This is a genomic window from Aulosira sp. FACHB-615, assembly GCF_014698045.1.
Classification (GTDB): domain Bacteria; phylum Cyanobacteriota; class Cyanobacteriia; order Cyanobacteriales; family Nostocaceae; genus Nostoc_B.
In genome coordinates, this window is the sequence record NZ_JACJSE010000035.1 from 21,003 (window position 1) to 37,016 (window position 16,014).

Below are 16,014 nucleotides of genomic sequence, written 5' to 3' on the forward strand. Positions count from 1 at the left end.
CTTTGATATGTCAGTTCTTTACGTTACCCAACCTGATGCTGTTTTGAGCAAGAACTATGAAGCTTTTAATATAGCTTTAAAGCAAGAAGATGGTTCTTGGAAAAAACAAAGTATTCCAGCACAAACTGTAGAGCAAGTAGTCCTTATGGGCAATCCTCAAGTTACAGGCGATGCTCTTGTTTATGCTTTAGAGCTAGGTATGCCCATTCATTACCTTTCTAACTTCGGTAAATATTTGGGGTCGGCACTCCCTGGTTACTCCCGTAACGGACAATTGCGACTGGCACAGTATCAACTTTATAACGATCCTGTGCAGCGTTTGGAATTAGTCAAAGCAATTGTGGCAGCTAAAATTCACAATCAATATCAAGTTTTATATCGGAATAATGAACGAAATAATCCTCTTAAAGAACGTAAAAGCCAAGTTAAAAATCAGAAAACTATAGACCAAGTAAGAGGAATTGAAGGTTTAGCTGCACGAGAATATTTTGCTTGTTGGCCAAGTATGGTTGGAAAACAGTGGACTTTTAATGGCAGAAATCGTCGTCCTCCTACCGATCCAGTGAATTCACTACTCAGTTTTGCTTATGGTTTATTGCGCGTTCAAGTAACAGCTGCGGTTCATGTTGCTGGGTTAGACCCATATATTGGATACTTACACGAAGTTCATCACGGTCAGCCATCAATGGTACTGGATTTAATGGAAGAATTTCGCGCCTTGATAGCTGATAATGTGGTATTGACAGTATTACATAAACGTGAAATACAACCACAAGATTTTTCTGAAAGTTTGGGTGCTTATCGTTTAAAAGAAGCTGCCCGAAAATCTTTTTTGCAAGCATTTGAGCGTAAGATGAATGACGAATTCAAACATCCTGTTTTTGAATACCGATGCACTTATCGTCGGGCAATCGAACTTCAAGCCCGCTTGCTCAGTCGGCATTTGCAAGAAGGTATTCCTTATAAAGCTCTTGCTTTGCGATGACTACCTTGTTCTATCTAATTATTTATGATCTGCCAGATAACAAAGCAGCTAACAAACGTCGCACTCGTTTACACAAATTGTTGTCTGGCTATGGTAAATGGACTCAATACAGTGTATTCGAGTGCTTCTTAACAAACGTTCAATTTGCTACACTACAGACCAAAATAGAAAAATTACTCAAGCCAGAAGAAGATGCTGTACGAATATACGTGCTTGATGCAGGTGCAGTGAGAAGAACCATCACGTATGGTTCGGAAATTCCTCGACAAGAGCAAACAATCGTCTTATGATAGATGAAGGTATCGACTTGATGATTGTCGAGTCAAAGCGGGGTCAAAAACCCTGGAGACTCGTCAAAATCGCCAGAACCTTGACAAAATAATAGTTATAGCGTTTCATAAAATGGGAAAGCTGCAAATAATTTGCAATAAGAGAGGCTGAAAATGACCAAAATTTTCGACTCGTCAAATCGCTTCCCAGGAGGCTTGCCCTGTAATAGTTTCAGAACCGGGCGGTTTCCAAACCTGATTACCCCGCAAGGGGACTGAAACCGGAAACTTTAGGAATAGGATTAATAAAAATAAATTGTTTCCAAACCTGATTACCCCGCAAGGGGACTGAAACCAGTCATAGACTGTAGGACAAACAATATAAGCTCCCTCTTCAGGTTTCCAAACCTGATTACCCCGCAAGGGGACTGAAACGTCTAATATAATGTTGCTTGCGTCCGACACAACCTCAAGTTTCCAAACCTGATTACCCCGCAAGGGGACTGAAACATTCCACGAACTGGGAAAGAGAGTGCGCGGTCATGCGTTTCCAAACCTGATTACCCCGCAAGGGGACTGAAACTTGCTTGTGTTTGCCAAGCTTGCAGTATTCCTATGTTTCCAAACCTGATTACCCCGCAAGGGGACTGAAACTAAAAGTAGTGTTCCCAATGCTGAATAGCAATTCAGTTTCCAAACCTCATTACCCCTCAAGGGGACTCAACTCAGTGATCGCCATCCCAGCCGTTACCTCTGCTCATTAATAATTTTCCCCAAAGGGGGATGAAATCGCCTAAAATATTCAACATTCTTCGACTCAACCCATACGATGCCCAGAGCAGCCACAGCCCCCAAGCGCAAGCCTAGAGCTAAATCAACACCGAAAGACTCAGTTCCTACGTGGACAGATGAAACGGAACTGGTAGGCTTAGTGTTTGATTTAGAGGCAACAGCAACGGCTTCTCTCTACTCGCAATATACGATTGGACTCCACGCTTGGTTTCTCGACCAAGTGCGCCAAGTTGACCCAGAGTTATCAGCGTACCTGCACGATGGAGAGTCAGAAAAAGCCTTTAGTATCTCCGCACTGGAAGGGCAACTGCTCCCTAGCGGCAAGCAACTGAAACTAGTCGCCAACCAAATCTATCATTGGCATATCAACGGGCTGTCTCAACGGGTGGCATTGTTTTTCAAGCAGTGGTTGACTATTTTACCGACGGTTATCGATTTGAGAGGAGCATCCTTACAAATCAAACAGGTGAGTATTGCCCATCCCCCAACTACTTACGCCCAATTACTGCAATCGCCCATTGAACAATCAGTAGTTGACCTCAGTTTCGTTTCACCAACCAGTTTTCGGCGTAAAGGTCATCATTTCCCCCTGCCAGTACCAGAGAATCTATTTCACAGTTATTTACGGCGGTGGAATGATTTTTCGCAGCAGCCTGTAGAACAAGCGGCTTTTCTAGAATGGATTGATGAAAGCGTTATCATCCATCAGCACCGTTTGGAATCAACCAAAGTGGCAGCAGGTAAGCAAGGGTCGGTCACTGGTTTCACTGGAGCAATATCCTTGGGATTGAGTAAGGCAGCTTTGGCAAATACCGAATTCACACAGCTATTCTATACTTTGCTCAAGCTTGCTACCTACTGCGGGACAGGGCATAAAACAACTTTCGGCTTGGGGCAAACACGCTCTGGTTGGTTGGTAGAACAAAAGTCAGCTACAGCCGAGCAGTTGATCACAGATATGCTGGCTCAACGGATTGAAGAATTGACCCAGATATTCACTGACCAACGCAAACGAAAGGGGGGTGAGCGCACCGATAGAATTGCCAGCACTTGGGCGACTGTACTGGCCCGTCGAGAACATGGGGATTCTTTAGCGGCGATCGCAACTGATTTGGAGATGAAGCCGGAGACGGTGAAAACTTACGTCAAGCTGGCTCGAAAAGCTCTCAAGCAGGAGTAGCTAATGAAACTATTCTAAAAATACAGTTTATTAATTGCGAATTGCGGATTGCGAATTGCGAATTGTCCTCGCCTGGGCGACTGTACTTGCCCGTCGAGAGCATGGGGATTCTTTGGCGGCGATCGCTCTGGACTTGGAAATGAAACCTGAGACTGTGAAGACTTATGTCAAGCTGGCTCGAAAAGCTCTGAAGGGGACTGATGAGAATCCTTAGTAGTTGGCAGATCAGGGCTTGGTGCAAGGCGATGGGGTGTATTAGTCACTGAGAAAGCATTACAAGTTTTGCCAAATCTTTCTCCAGTTACAGATAATAGTGTTAGGGCTAATTATTTAAGAGGTCTAATTGTGGTCTTTGCGGAAACTAGCTCCTCAGACATGGTAACAACTCGCCTGACATTAGACGAGTATCGGGCAATGGAACAAACCAGCCCAGAACGCCATGAATACCGCAATGGAGAGATTATTACTATGTCGGGAGGTTCAGAAGCCCATAGTGCGTAGACGCGAAGCGGCTTGTCGTCAGACATCGCCAGTAACTTATTAATTTATTTGGGTTTTTTGCTCAGAGATACTGATTTTCGGTTGTATAATAGTGACTTGCGCGTTTGGATTGAGGAATATCAGTGTGGGACTTATACCGATTTGATGGTTGTGCAAGGTTCCCCAGAATTCAACAATGAGCGCAATGATGAAATTGTTAATCCTTTACTCATAGTCGAAGTTCTTTCGCCCTCGACTGAAGCTTATGATTGAGGTGATAAGTTTAGAAAATATCGCTCCTTAGAGAGCTTTTGTGAATATTTGCTGGTAAGCCAAACAGAACCTTACATCGAGCAGTATTACAACCAAGAGCGTAACAGCAACGATCGCTGACTATTGCAAGTTCACTCGGATCTTGAGCGATCTATCTTCCTACACAGTTTAAATGTAGAAATTCCGCTAACGGAAATTTATCGTCGAATTAATTTTTGAGAGTGGCTTTTTAGAAGTGTGAATGTCAGCAAGAGCATATTTTACTTTCTGACTTTTTTAGCATTGTTATTATCTCTCTATCGGTCAATATCCTAATCACTTAATCAAAGCTAGACTACCCTCGGAAATTACAAACATTCTAGGGTAAAGCAGATGATTGATCTCTATACTTTCACTACGCCTAATGGACGCAAAGCTTCTGTCATGTTGGAAGAAGTTGAATTGCCCTATAATTTTCACAAAATTGATATTACTAAACAACAGCAATTTACTCCTGAATATGTTGCCATCAATCCTAATAGTAAAATTCCTGCTATTGTTGACCAAGAGACTGGAATTACAGTTTTTGAATCGGGTGCAATTCTGATTTATCTAGCCCAAAAAACAGGCAAACTCTTACCAACTGATCAAAAAAGCTATTTTCAAGTTCTAGAATGGCTGATGTTTCAAATGGGAGGAGTAGGGCCAATGTTTGGGCAACTTAACCACTTTAAACGATTTGCACCCGAAAAGATTCCTTATGCCATCGAACGTTACGAAAAAGAAACTTTACGGATTTATGGTGTTCTAGATAAACAACTGCAAGATAATGAATTTATCTGTGGTGACTATTCTATTGCTGATGTAGCAACTTATCCTTGGGTAGCAATTTATGAGTTTCAAGGTTTATCACTGGATAATTACCCTCATCTCCAACGCTGGGTGAACATAGTGCAGCAACGTCCGGCTGTGCAACGCGGAATGCAAGTTCCTTAAATACAGATTGACCAAGATGAATCTATATTGGTTGGCGAGATAGCATTTATCAAGAAATCATTTACTATGCCAACTATAAATAAAATTAGCAGCAACGTTTACACAAAAATACTATCCATTTTTCAGTATGAATGATGGAAATAACTCTGTTTGATTAGTTTAATTGAAATAAACAAATTAGGAATTTCATAATTTGTTATAAACCTATCAATTCAAAAAAGTAAAAATGAAAATATTTCGACCTTTTTATTTTAAGCACTTAATTAGAATATCGCTAATAAGTATTTCTGTTTTGCTTTTAATATGGTTGATTTCTCCACTTTTACCAATACTAGCCTCATCAGAAACTCAACTTTTTGAACAAGTTTGGCGAACAGTCAACGATAACTTTTATGATCCAAAATTTAATGGAGTAGATTGGCAAGCTATTAAAAAACAATATCAACCTCAAATAAGCAAAGCTAAGTCAAAAAAAGATGTTGCTGTTGTCCTTAATCAAATGTTGGCTCAACTGAAATCTTCTCATACTCGGCTATACACTCAAGATGAGCCTGCTTACTATCAGCTTTTAGGGATTTTTGTACCAGGCAGCCCAGAACTTAAAAAGCAATTAAAACAGTTTTTTCCAAAAGGTAAAGTTGAATATACTGATATCGGCTTGTTTACCAAAGATATCAATGGCAGAAGATTTGTTAGTTCTATTATTGATGACAGCCCGGCGGCAAAAGCTGGTTTCAAGCCAGGAGACCAAATTTTAGGTGTTGATGGTTCTCCATACCAGTCCATAAATTCTTTTGCTGCTAAAGCAGGACAAACTGTCAAAGTATTAATCCAGCGTTCACCCGAATCAAGCAGCCAGCAAGAAATAGCTGTTATACCAAAAGTTTTTGATGCTAGTACGATGTTCTTACAAGCTCAAACAGCAAGCACCGAGTTAATTGAGCAAAGTGGTAAAAAAATTGGTTATGTCCATATTTGGTCAAACGCAGCAGATCCTTACGGGCAACAACTTCAAGATGAACTAATTTATGGTCATTTAAAAGATGCTGACTGTCTAATTTTGGATATCAGAGATGGATGGGGTGGCGGAGATGTTAGTTATCTCAACATTTTTACTGCCAAACACAATCTCAGCATTACAAGCATTCCCCGAAATCAACGTCGTTATACCTATAACTATCAATGGAAAAAACCTGTAGTTATGTTGGTGAATGAGGGCAGCCGTAGTAGTAAAGAAATTCTGGCATTTGGGTTTCAACAAAATCATATCGGCTCCGTGATTGGAACTCCAACAGCAGGAGCAGTACTCGCAGGTCGTCCTTATTTTATGCGCGATGGTAGTCTGCTTTATATTGCAGTTACAAATGTATTTGTAAATGGTAATCAAAGGCTAGAAGGCAAGGGTGTCACCCCAGATATTAATATTCCATTCCCCCTAGAATATGCTCAAGGCGCAGACCCACAAAAGCAAAAAGCTATAGAAGTTTTATTGCAAACACAATTTCCGCCAACCTAATCAACCACTCAAGATAGTTCTAGAAGGTTAAATTCATTAATTTGATGCTTGCTCACAACTGTGATGTTTAAACTATTGAGGTGAAGTAATTTCTAACAAAAAAGTGCTTTTTTAAGTGAAAGCACTTTTTTGTTAATAGTTTAACTTTTAGCTTTTCTTTATTTAACCTTCTTCCTCAAATAAGCGATCGCCTTGATGTAAGCGATGGGCAATTTGATAAGTTTGTTCTTGGGAGCGCATAGTGGGGGAATGTGCAGCTAAATATCGTGATGCAGCAACTAATATATGAATCCCTGCCTCAGTGTTCCCCAGCAGAGAATACTGACGAAAAGCAGCTTCTATTTCTTGGATAACATGAAAATCACGGTTTTCCCGCAGCATCATTTTCAAGAGTACTGCCATCAATTTTTCAGGGCTACCACCACTATATAAATAAGTAGTTACTAATTGCCCTGTTTGGTTTACTTGTTGTTGACGGTTTAATAAATCTGGTAGTTGAATTAATAATTCTTCAGGATTTTCTACAGTGTCTTTTGCTTGGGGCAGTCGTGCTGGTGGTACATTCAAAAACCGATTGAGATAGACACTCATCGCCGCATCAAACACTGCTTTGAGTAGTTCAACTGTTGGCACTCTTCGTAATGCTTGATGTACGGCATTAGCAAACGTAAATGGATGATGGGCCGAGTTCCAATCTCCAAAGTCATTATTGGTATTGAAACGAGCCACTCGCAATGCTGCGGCATAAGTGACGATGCTGGCTAATTGTTCTGGTGTACAACCTGATTGCAGTGCATCCAGGAGTGAATCAGCGATCGCTTGCGGATCTTCACCCAATAAAATTGAGACTAATTCATCCCCGTTTGACCAAGTTTCTTGCCGAGGTTTTCCTTGACTTAATACAGTAGGTAATTGCTCAAAAGCTAAGTCACAGATTGCCACCAAATCGACAGGGTAACGCCAAGAATTAGATTCTTCCATCCTATCGGCATTCGCTAAACCCGGAATTAGGCTAGGCAAAATCGATTCGGCTGCTTGCCAATCTACTGCATCAAGTGCCTCTAATGCTTTGTTGATGAAATCTAACGTATGCCCAACATCAAGATAACGGTGATCCGTCGCGGCACAAAACAGCATATCTGCAATTTGCTCCCTGTTTGCGCCACAAGCGAGCGCAGATACTAAACACCTTTGTGCTGCCTCAGTATCTCGCACCTGAATAAATTGTCGAAACCAGCTTTTGAGAGTTGCAAAATCAACTGTCGAGTTGGGTAATGGGTGAACAACAAATTCTGGTGGCGCACCAGCACTATCATTTGCTACTGCTGACAATCCGTGAAATAAAGCACAGGCTTTATCCTGAGCATCTAAATAAGGTAGTAGATTCATCATGCAAGTATGGATTGTCAAACCTGTACTCCAACCTGCTTTGTTATAACGAGTACCAAATTTCAGCCCTATGAGAAATGGTTCGGCCGGATTGGCTGACATGTTTAGCTGACATGTTTAACAGTGCAATCGTTGATTTGGCTATGACTAGGGAAATGTTTTGCTCTAAACCATCTTGCAAACGTTGGCGGTGGTGGGAATCAAGATCAACAGTTGGTGCTAAATTTACCCACACTTCCCCATTACGAATTTCTACAGGAAAACAAGGAACATCATCTGCCCAGGAGTCAAACGTTCCACCGCTTGCGAGGTCAAAACGAGCATAATGCCAGGGGCAGGTAACAATCCCATCTTTGCAAGTACTGCCTTTCAACGGAAAACCCATGTGAGGGCAACGGTTGTCAATTGCATAAACTCTACCATTGAAGTAAAACAAAGCAATTGTCTGCTTTTGCTTGTGTACTACCAAGCTGCTTGCTGCTTGAACTTGAGCTAGTTGAGCAACATGAGTATAATTATCTACTTTGGTTGAGCCTTCAAATATTTGAGCCATTGAATTGCACACTGGTAAATGTCAAACCTTACTTCTACAGGACTTACGCAACTGGCACAGGCGATCGCTAAACTATAGTATTTGTGTACTATTACAAGTACCGCAACTAGCACGGGGCGATCACTAGTTCATAGTACTATTGTATTGATTAGCTGGGATTCCGAAAGCTTTGTCTAAGCATAAAAAGTCGCTGCAAAAGGAAACAAAGCATGAAATATTCATGATTAAATAGATAGAGATTGTATTAGATAAATGTTGCTTAGGGTAATGAGATTTACAAAAATTAATTACTGTCAATACTTATTAAGTAGTCAAATTAATTATACAATTACCAATTTGGCAGAGCATTTAGAGACTATTAGCCATGATGCAATTAACTATTATTTGAAAACCGAAAAGTTAACACCTCGGTTACTATGGGATAACGTGAAAGAAGTAGTTGAGCATGATGCGAATGGTTACATAATATTTGATGATAGCGTTTTAGATAAAAGGTATTCTGAAGAAATAGAAATAGTCAGAAAACAATATAGTGGTAATGAGCATGGTGTCCTCAAAGGAATTGGTGTAGTTAGCTGCGTGTATGTCAACCCTACTGTTCAAAAATTTTGGGTAATCGATTACCGCATTTTTAATCCTGATGTCGATGGTAAAACCAAGATAGACCATGTGAAAGACATGCTGCAAAACCTTGTATATCATAAGCTTTTACCATTTGATACTGTTTTGATGGACACATGGTATGCCGTACATAGTTTAATGCTTTATATTGATAGTCTAGAGAAAATTTATTATTGTCCTTTAAAAAATAATCGGTTAGTTGATGATACATTTGGACAAGAGAAATATAAACGGATTGAATTATTAGATTGGAGCAAAGACGAATTAGACTGTGGTAAAATAATCAAAATTAAAGCGTTCCCAGCTCATAAAAAAGTGAAACTTTTCCGGGTTACTGTTTCTACCAACAGAACGGATTATATTGCCACTAACGATTTATCTCAAAGTTCCACGGATGTTGTACAAGAGGTGTGTAAGATTCGTTGGAAAATCGAGGAGTTTCACAGGGAGATTAAACAATTAACTGGCATTGAATCTTGTCAATGTCGGAAAGCTAGACTCCAAAGAAATCATATTGCTTGTGCAATGTTAGTTTGGGTTAGGTTAAAGAGTTTAGCTTATCAAACTGGTCAAACCATTTATCAAATCAAACATAACTTGCTTGTCTTATATTTAATTCAACAACTGAAATGCCCAAATATTTCTATGTATTTGGTTTGATTTTAATTGCCGCGTGGCGGGACTACGCCCCAGCCGCTATTTGTGCCAGTTGTGTAAGTCCTGATCGATTCAGAGGGCAATTAGCTGGTTTGAGGTTAACCACACAAGTACATCGCTTTTACATCTGGAATTTCGTAATCACAGGCATTCGGTAAGACTAAACTTTGCCAATGGGAAACTGCGATCGCAAATGCAACCTGTACTAACAACATCGGAAAATGCAACCGTCGCTGCTGTACCCAAACCATCCAGCTATAGGGGAATAACACAAAAGCACTATGAGCATAGATTCCCAGCATTGGATTCCAGATTAATCGCGCCATCCCGACAATCCGCCCATGATTGTCCATTGGTAGCCCTGATGAAGCGTAAGGTTGCCCCAATGCTATGCCAAACAGCGATAGCAGTAAAATATTTACCCAAATAAGTGCCTTTGATTCCCACGGATGTAAAACATATGCAGAACGCGATCGATATAGCAAAAAGCAGTACCAAGGCAATAGTAAGCCAAAGAACCAAATGGAAATTTTCATAGAAATACATCAATTCAAGGTTGATAGACCAATAGTTGGAATTTATGACCAAATAAAAGCCCTCAGCAGCTATTCCAGACGGGTAATTCACCGTATTTCTTTACCATTTCCGCTTCTTTTTCTTTCCGTATATGTATGAGTTGATATTCTGGGCTGCCTTCGCTCAGGTATTCTTCCATCAGAACTTTCCCATCCAGTCCCCATTGCAGATGCTCCGTACAAAGTCCGAACGACCACACTTTGCGCTCCTGGATCTGGCCATCCTCATACCACCAAGTTTCAACACCGTGCTTGAAGGCTTGGTAAGTCGCTGGAGATTCATAATCATAAATGAGCCTTCCTTCGTCAGTCCATAACTTTCGATAACCAGGTAAACAGGTCGTGCTGGGGTATGTCTCCTCAGAGATCATCTGCCCATTCTCCGCCCATTGCCGAATGATCGATTGACGTGCAACATGGTCGTAATCCCCGTGACGGCTCATGATCTGGCCATTTTCATAGAATATTTCCAACAAGCCAGTATGGTAGCCCCTTTCATAATGTATTCGAGTATAAAGTTGACCGTCTTCATAGTTTTCAAAGGCCCACCCGGTAAATGGCAAACCGTCCTGAAGCAGGCAGTCACCCGCCTCATCATAACTGGCGCGATCGCTGTCCAAGTCGAGCATTTCCAATCCATCTTCGTCGTAGCGCATTCAGTCAAGTGATGTTAATGGAGTTCTCCCAAAAAACACATCTTAGAAATTAATGTAACTTTCTCAAAACTTATTTATAGCTTTATAGTTCAACAAACAGCAAAGGATTATACAAATGAAAAAGCATAAACTTGTTAGCGATATTTCTCCCTCAACTTGCTTAAGGTTTCTGCGGCAGTAAGGCGAATCATTTCATCCGCATAGTAGCTGTTGGGAATCGTCGTCGCCCTTTCCAAGGCATCTAGAACGGTTGGAGTCGGGTTATTTAATTGATTTAGGGCATCAATGACATTTAACGGGACACAGTATTCGGTACTGCAAATATGAGTTGCGATCGCATTTACCATTTCATCGTCTCCAAAGCCCAACGCACCACTCGCCGTTAGTACCTCATTCAGCACCCGAAAATCTAATGGTGCTTCAACATAGCGCAAAAAAGCATTGCGGGTGTCACAGCTACGATCGCCCCAAGAACTGAGAATTTGAGGACACAAAGAACAAATCGAAGGTTCTGGATCGTGAAAGAGTGTATATCGAATAACTTCTGCGTTCTCATCTGTCCAAGGTTCATCCCACAAATCCAACAGAAAAATATAGCGATCGCTCGGATCGATGGGTAAAGCGTTTACGTTCATCTACAAGCCAAAAATGCGAAGCAATTTTCTATAATTTAGGACATAAGCTTGATGGAGTTGAGCAGTTTAATTCGCCCTCCTTCCCATCCAGTAACCAGTTGATACTGATTGCCATGTATTGCCATTCGTAAGGTATCAGGTTGTTCTAGTTGAGCAGTTCTGAAGACGGCTAAAGCGCGTTCGCGTAGCGACTCCTTTGGAGTATCGCGAAAATCAGCATAATCCATACCGTCTGGATAAAGCGGATCGAAGACCATCCAGTCCAAACTTAAATCAAATTCCTGAATTGGCATATCCCCTACTATCCAAAGAAATTCAGCCTCATCAACGCATCGTTTCAAATTAGGATAAGTGCCCATTAGTTGGGAATAGACGCTCTCAGGTATTTCGCAATTGAGCAATCCGACAGCATCAAGTTCCTGAAGCAATTTTGTGCGACAGGGTTCTACTAAGTTGGGTTGATATAGGTGCCCTTGATTGGCAAAAAACTGCATATAATCCGCAGCGATTATTTCTAATTTTCGGAGAACGCTAGGGACGAACCCAGTTACCTCAGCCCAGCCAAACCGTAAATCCCACTCGTCTTCTGACAAAAGCTGTACACTTAAAGGAAAGTTTAACTCCCCTGCTTTAATCTGTTGAGTGACTTGAATTATTTTGTTAATGCTACTTTGCGGGATATAGTGACCGCAACCATCCCAACCCGCAAAGTTTGGACTTACATACCAGAAAGGTTCAGTGGGTGGATATCCTGTTCGTTGCTGATATCGCTCGATTTCTTGCTGGAATTCTGATTCTGCGGTCGCCACATCATATTCAAAAATTGACCTAAGCCGGAAATAAATAGCTCCATTACCGAATTCCTGCCCACTTACAAACGCCTGATGTAATTGATTATGGATGCTCTCAACTCGCGTTGAACCGGACTCAAAGACAAAATCCTCACCTGGTTCTGCCAAGGGTAATAAAAATTCGATGATGTTTTGGTAATATCCTTCAGATGTAAAGCGCAATTCGTTATCTTTTGCCAAGACGACGAGGGGGTAATCATCAATTAACAATCGCTGATAGATTTTCCAGCCTGGGTATTCCATCAGTTCGCTCTTTTTATCACGAGTTACCGGTGGTTTCTTTGTCGTTTTCTAAAGGGGTAATTGCTTGTTGACCCTGCCACTTTCTCTGCCACATTTTCTCCACTTCTCCTCCTGGGAATCTATCCCTTCCCCGCTCACCATCAAACATGGCTGTTACATCAACGCTCACAAACTCAATTCGCCTTGCTGGCGAGTAATCCCGCAGGTATATTTCGTTACTAATGCGGTAAAGCAAATCATCTAACCAGGCTTCATCTTGAAAGACAGAGCGATTTACCATACCAGAAACGACCCACGCGCGATCGCCAACCTCTCGAAACCAAAGAAATCCCAAGTCCGGAAATGGCGCAAATGCATCGGATACAGATCCCTTTGGCTGAGTGAGGGGATCGGTTAATCGACAGACCCAATCAGAATCTGCACCATAGCAGGCTATTTCAATTTTAGAATTATCATCCAAAAATTCTACCGCAATTTTTCTCATCATCCATTTCACCGTCTCAATTTTAGTAAAAAATAATATTGTTCTAGGCAATATTTGAGATATTCAGCACTAGGCAATGAAGGATCGGTGCTGAGGTCTTCCAGTTCCTCTAGCAACCCCAGCGCACCCCAATCTACCAAAATATCCCAATTCATCGGCAAACTGTCATAGCAAGATGCCCAGGTCACTAATTCTAGGTATGTTGGAGAATATTTATTTTGAGATGTTGTTTCGCGTATAAACGGATTGCGATTGACACTTAGTGGAACTGCTGTCATCAGTTTAATCTGCTTGTTATCCCAATCGGTAATTAGACTGTATTGTTGTCCCTGTAACTCAGCAAGTAATGTCCGAGGCTGGTTTAGTTTTGCGGCTCTAACTATTTCCAGACAGCGATAGCGAATTTCATCATCAATCAACCCAAACAAACTAAACATCATCCAATCCAAGCTCACATCGCTGTCTTGGATTAAAATATCCGGATTGGCATACCACAAGCATTCAGCAGCATGAACACATTGACTCAGATGAGGATAATTTTGAGAAATCCGCTCAAAAATAAGTCTATCGATCTCACAATTGAGTAAATGAAGGGCATCTAATCCTTTTAGCAATTCATCACGCGACCAAATCACCACCATTGGTTGATAGTCTCTTGCTTGATATGTAAAGTAATGAATGTAATCCTTAGCGATATTTTCCAGTTTCTGTAACACGCATCGCCGATCAATTGTCCAGTCAGGGTATTCTATTTCTTCCATTATTCTGTTACTACTCCCCTATGAACTGGCTCAAATAATACGCCTCATATTTCAAACTTCAATTTAACTATAAGTTCACTTCTAATATTTACGAGAATATACTGAGTTCAATTCAGAATCAACAAAGTCACTATATTTTTTATACTGGATTGCATATTACTTATGGAGTGAACCGTTCACAGGGCTGGCTATGAAAAAACGCTCAGTTTGGCAGTCAGGGATTGCCCGCTACATTATTTGCGTTAGCTTAGGACTGTGGTTAATACGATTATTGCACTTTGTTTGGTTAGATTGGCTGACATGGTTTTTCTTACCATTGCTTTGGATCTCAGGTGCGATCGCAGTATTGATTGGGTTAATTTGGGCGATTTCCTTTTGGGTGCGTGCCATTCAGAAAGGCTCTTTTCTAAATCAACGGTGGCGACGTTCTTTTCCACTGTTACTACAGTTCTTAGGATTGGTAATTGGGATTATCGTCCCGTTTGAACAGTTTTGGCTAACGGCGAATTTTTATCAAAATTTGGCAAGTCGGCAACAAGTAATTACGTTGGTGCAGTCAAATCAAATTGGTGGAGGTATGAACAATATTGCTACTTTACCGCCAGCTTACCATCACACTTCAATAAGCAAAGAAATTCAAACACAACGGGGACAGAATGGATTATACATTTTGTTCTTTACAGCTAGGGTCTTTGGGGGGGCACAGGGATTTGTGTATAGTGAACAGGCTAAACTTCCCGATCAAAATTTATTTTTAGGATATCGATTAAGGGTAGAACGTGCAATCAATTCCTATTGGTATTATGTCACGATTGGAGATTAAGCTCATACAATTTAAATGCCAGGGATAGTGGTTGAAGGCTACTGAGGATTGTTAATTATGGAAAATGATGAAATTTAAGATTGCGATATTTGCGAGTGTCATTTTATTTGCAACTCAGCTTGGTGTGGAACCGAGCAAAGCTATCCCTGCGTCAGATGCCAAGCCACAGACTCCTCTACCTTATCCAACCGTGATATTAGGATTTGCTGGGGTTTTGCAACCGGACTGTGTTCGACAGGTTGAAGCGGGTGAATATCGCTGTGCAAAGCGTTGGGCAGAAGTAACCCATTTGCTCAAATCATTGGTTTATCAAGATGTGGAGTCCCAACTTATTCCACCCCTTCAACATCAACTGGCGATCGCAGATCAATCCTGGCAACAGTTTCAAATACAACACTGCCAACAGTTAACTCAACGCTTACGCAATACGCCAGATTTTCCAATTGCAACATCTATCTGTTTAGCGCGATTAAATAACGATCGCATTCTAGAATTGCAAAGAGGTGGTGAGGTTATAACCCTCCAATCTCGCGATCCTCGATTTGAATCCTTACTCGATCGACTCAAATTGAGAAATTCATCGGTGCAACGTCACTGGGAGCAATATCAAACTCAGTATTGCCAGATCGAAAAAGCTCTATTCGTTTTTAACCCCCTGAGATTGGCGGAATGTCATCAGCTTCTCAGAGAGGCTCGACTTCAGCAACTAGAAGACCTTTTGGCAGCACCTACTCGTGGCTTGGATCTCTTCAATAGTTTTGTGCTACCTGGAATTCCAGAGCTAAATTGTGTGGATAAGACACAGTTTGGGTTAAATCAATGCGCGGTCTATTGGTCGAAAACAACTCAGCTTTTGCAATCAAGCATTTATGGCGATTGGGCAACAAGACTATCGAAGCAGTATCAGCAAACATTTATGATCGCACAGAAATACTGGCAAGACTATCGTGAAGCACATTGTACTGAGTTGGTTGAACCTTTTAAAGAAAATTCTATGGCACCGATGCTCTATCATCGCTGTTTAGCTCGGCTAAATAACGATCGCATTGCGGATCTAAAGGGGATAGCTGTATATGATTCAGAAGACGAGCAGCAGCAAGCCCCAGTTACATCTGGACAAGATAAAACTCAAGCTCTTTGGGAGCGTTATCAAACTCAGTATTGCAAGTTTGAGTCACGGTTTTTTGGTAGTCAAACCAGAAGTAAGCAATGCCTAAATCGTTTAAATCTGGGACGTTTACGCCATCTCAAAGCAATGATGAATACTCGATAAAGAGGAAAATAATACTAGTTTAT

Annotated in this window: 17 protein-coding genes, 1 pseudogene and 1 CRISPR repeat array; of the genes and pseudogenes, 10 read left to right on the plus strand and 8 right to left on the minus strand. The window is 41.2% G+C overall.

Annotation, left to right across the window (positions count from 1 at the left end):
- Positions 1-7: 7 nt before the first annotated feature.
- The 7 genes and pseudogenes from cas1d to H6G77_RS30445 all read left to right on the plus strand — a co-directional run bounded on the left by cas1d (position 8) and on the right by H6G77_RS30445 (position 6,470).
- A complete protein-coding gene (cas1d, locus tag H6G77_RS30415) occupies positions 8-985 on the plus strand; it encodes a type I-D CRISPR-associated endonuclease Cas1d (protein WP_190676407.1) in 978 nt (325 codons plus the stop codon).
- Positions 982-1,275: a CRISPR-associated endonuclease Cas2 gene (gene cas2 / locus H6G77_RS30420; RefSeq protein ID WP_190873551.1), complete on the plus strand. Its 294-nt coding sequence runs from the start codon at positions 982-984 to the stop codon at positions 1,273-1,275. Before cas1d ends, cas2 begins: the two co-directional genes overlap by 4 nt.
- Positions 1,276-1,499: 224 nt before the next feature.
- Positions 1,500-1,980: a CRISPR direct-repeat array (repeat unit 37 nt; unit sequence GTTTCCAAACCTGATTACCCCGCAAGGGGACTGAAAC).
- 103 nt (positions 1,981-2,083) lie between these two features.
- Positions 2,084-3,226 carry a CRISPR-associated endoribonuclease Cas6 gene (gene cas6, locus H6G77_RS30425; RefSeq protein WP_190873552.1) on the plus strand — a complete coding sequence of 381 codons (1,143 nt, stop codon included), beginning with the start codon at positions 2,084-2,086 and terminating at the stop codon, positions 3,224-3,226.
- A 34-nt stretch (positions 3,227-3,260) separates the two neighbouring features.
- Positions 3,261-3,440, plus strand: coding sequence for a hypothetical protein (locus H6G77_RS30430; protein ID WP_396020693.1), 180 nt, complete (start codon positions 3,261-3,263; stop codon positions 3,438-3,440).
- Positions 3,441-3,571: 131 nt separating this feature from the next.
- Positions 3,572-4,198, plus strand: a pseudogene (locus H6G77_RS30435) (Uma2 family endonuclease).
- A gap of 153 nt (positions 4,199-4,351) precedes the next feature.
- Positions 4,352-4,954: a glutathione S-transferase N-terminal domain-containing protein gene (locus H6G77_RS30440; protein ID WP_190873553.1), complete on the plus strand. Its 603-nt coding sequence runs from the start codon at positions 4,352-4,354 to the stop codon at positions 4,952-4,954.
- A gap of 226 nt (positions 4,955-5,180) precedes the next feature.
- On the plus strand, positions 5,181-6,470 hold the full coding sequence (locus H6G77_RS30445) for a S41 family peptidase (protein WP_190594909.1): 1,290 nt from the start codon (positions 5,181-5,183) through the stop codon (positions 6,468-6,470).
- Positions 6,471-6,632: 162 nt separating this feature from the next.
- Here H6G77_RS30445 and H6G77_RS30450 read toward each other — a convergent pair whose 3' ends face one another.
- Both H6G77_RS30450 and H6G77_RS35985 read right to left on the minus strand, forming a co-directional pair.
- Positions 6,633-7,961, minus strand: coding sequence for a Rieske (2Fe-2S) protein (locus H6G77_RS30450; RefSeq protein WP_242049353.1), 1,329 nt, complete (start codon positions 7,959-7,961; stop codon positions 6,633-6,635).
- Positions 7,903-8,412, minus strand: a complete 510-nt coding sequence (locus H6G77_RS35985; protein ID WP_242049354.1) for a Rieske (2Fe-2S) protein — start codon at positions 8,410-8,412, stop codon at positions 7,903-7,905. The genes H6G77_RS30450 and H6G77_RS35985 overlap by 59 nt, the downstream gene beginning before the upstream one ends.
- A 267-nt stretch (positions 8,413-8,679) precedes the next feature.
- On the opposite strand from H6G77_RS35985, the gene H6G77_RS30455 reads away from it, so the two are divergent.
- On the plus strand, positions 8,680-9,693 hold the full coding sequence (locus H6G77_RS30455) for a transposase (protein WP_190677831.1): 1,014 nt from the start codon (positions 8,680-8,682) through the stop codon (positions 9,691-9,693).
- Positions 9,694-9,788: 95 nt separating this feature from the next.
- Here H6G77_RS30455 and H6G77_RS30460 read toward each other — a convergent pair whose 3' ends face one another.
- The 6 genes from H6G77_RS30460 to H6G77_RS30485 all read right to left on the minus strand — a co-directional run bounded on the left by H6G77_RS30460 (position 9,789) and on the right by H6G77_RS30485 (position 13,895).
- Positions 9,789-10,226 carry a hypothetical protein gene (locus H6G77_RS30460; RefSeq protein ID WP_190594906.1) on the minus strand — a complete coding sequence of 146 codons (438 nt, stop codon included), beginning with the start codon at positions 10,224-10,226 and terminating at the stop codon, positions 9,789-9,791.
- Between the two features lie 62 nt (positions 10,227-10,288).
- Positions 10,289-10,921: a toxin-antitoxin system YwqK family antitoxin gene (locus H6G77_RS30465; RefSeq protein WP_190594905.1), complete on the minus strand. Its 633-nt coding sequence runs from the start codon at positions 10,919-10,921 to the stop codon at positions 10,289-10,291.
- Positions 10,922-11,055: 134 nt separating this feature from the next.
- A complete protein-coding gene (locus H6G77_RS30470) occupies positions 11,056-11,556 on the minus strand; it encodes a hypothetical protein (protein WP_190594904.1) in 501 nt (166 codons plus the stop codon).
- Positions 11,557-11,591: 35 nt separating this feature from the next.
- Positions 11,592-12,650, minus strand: a complete 1,059-nt coding sequence (locus tag H6G77_RS30475; RefSeq protein WP_190594903.1) for a hypothetical protein — start codon at positions 12,648-12,650, stop codon at positions 11,592-11,594.
- A 16-nt stretch (positions 12,651-12,666) separates the two neighbouring features.
- Entirely contained in the window at positions 12,667-13,185 is a 519-nt protein-coding gene (locus tag H6G77_RS30480; protein WP_190873554.1) for a hypothetical protein, read from the minus strand.
- A complete protein-coding gene (locus tag H6G77_RS30485; RefSeq protein ID WP_190873555.1) occupies positions 13,143-13,895 on the minus strand; it encodes a hypothetical protein in 753 nt (250 codons plus the stop codon). Before H6G77_RS30485 ends, H6G77_RS30480 begins: the two co-directional genes overlap by 43 nt.
- 190 nt (positions 13,896-14,085) lie before the next feature.
- Between H6G77_RS30485 and H6G77_RS30490 the strand changes: the two genes are divergently transcribed.
- Positions 14,086-14,718: a hypothetical protein gene (locus tag H6G77_RS30490; RefSeq protein ID WP_190595123.1), complete on the plus strand. Its 633-nt coding sequence runs from the start codon at positions 14,086-14,088 to the stop codon at positions 14,716-14,718.
- 64 nt (positions 14,719-14,782) lie between these two features.
- A complete protein-coding gene (locus tag H6G77_RS30495; protein WP_242048753.1) occupies positions 14,783-15,991 on the plus strand; it encodes a lysozyme inhibitor LprI family protein in 1,209 nt (402 codons plus the stop codon).
- Positions 15,992-16,014: the final 23 nt, after the last annotated feature.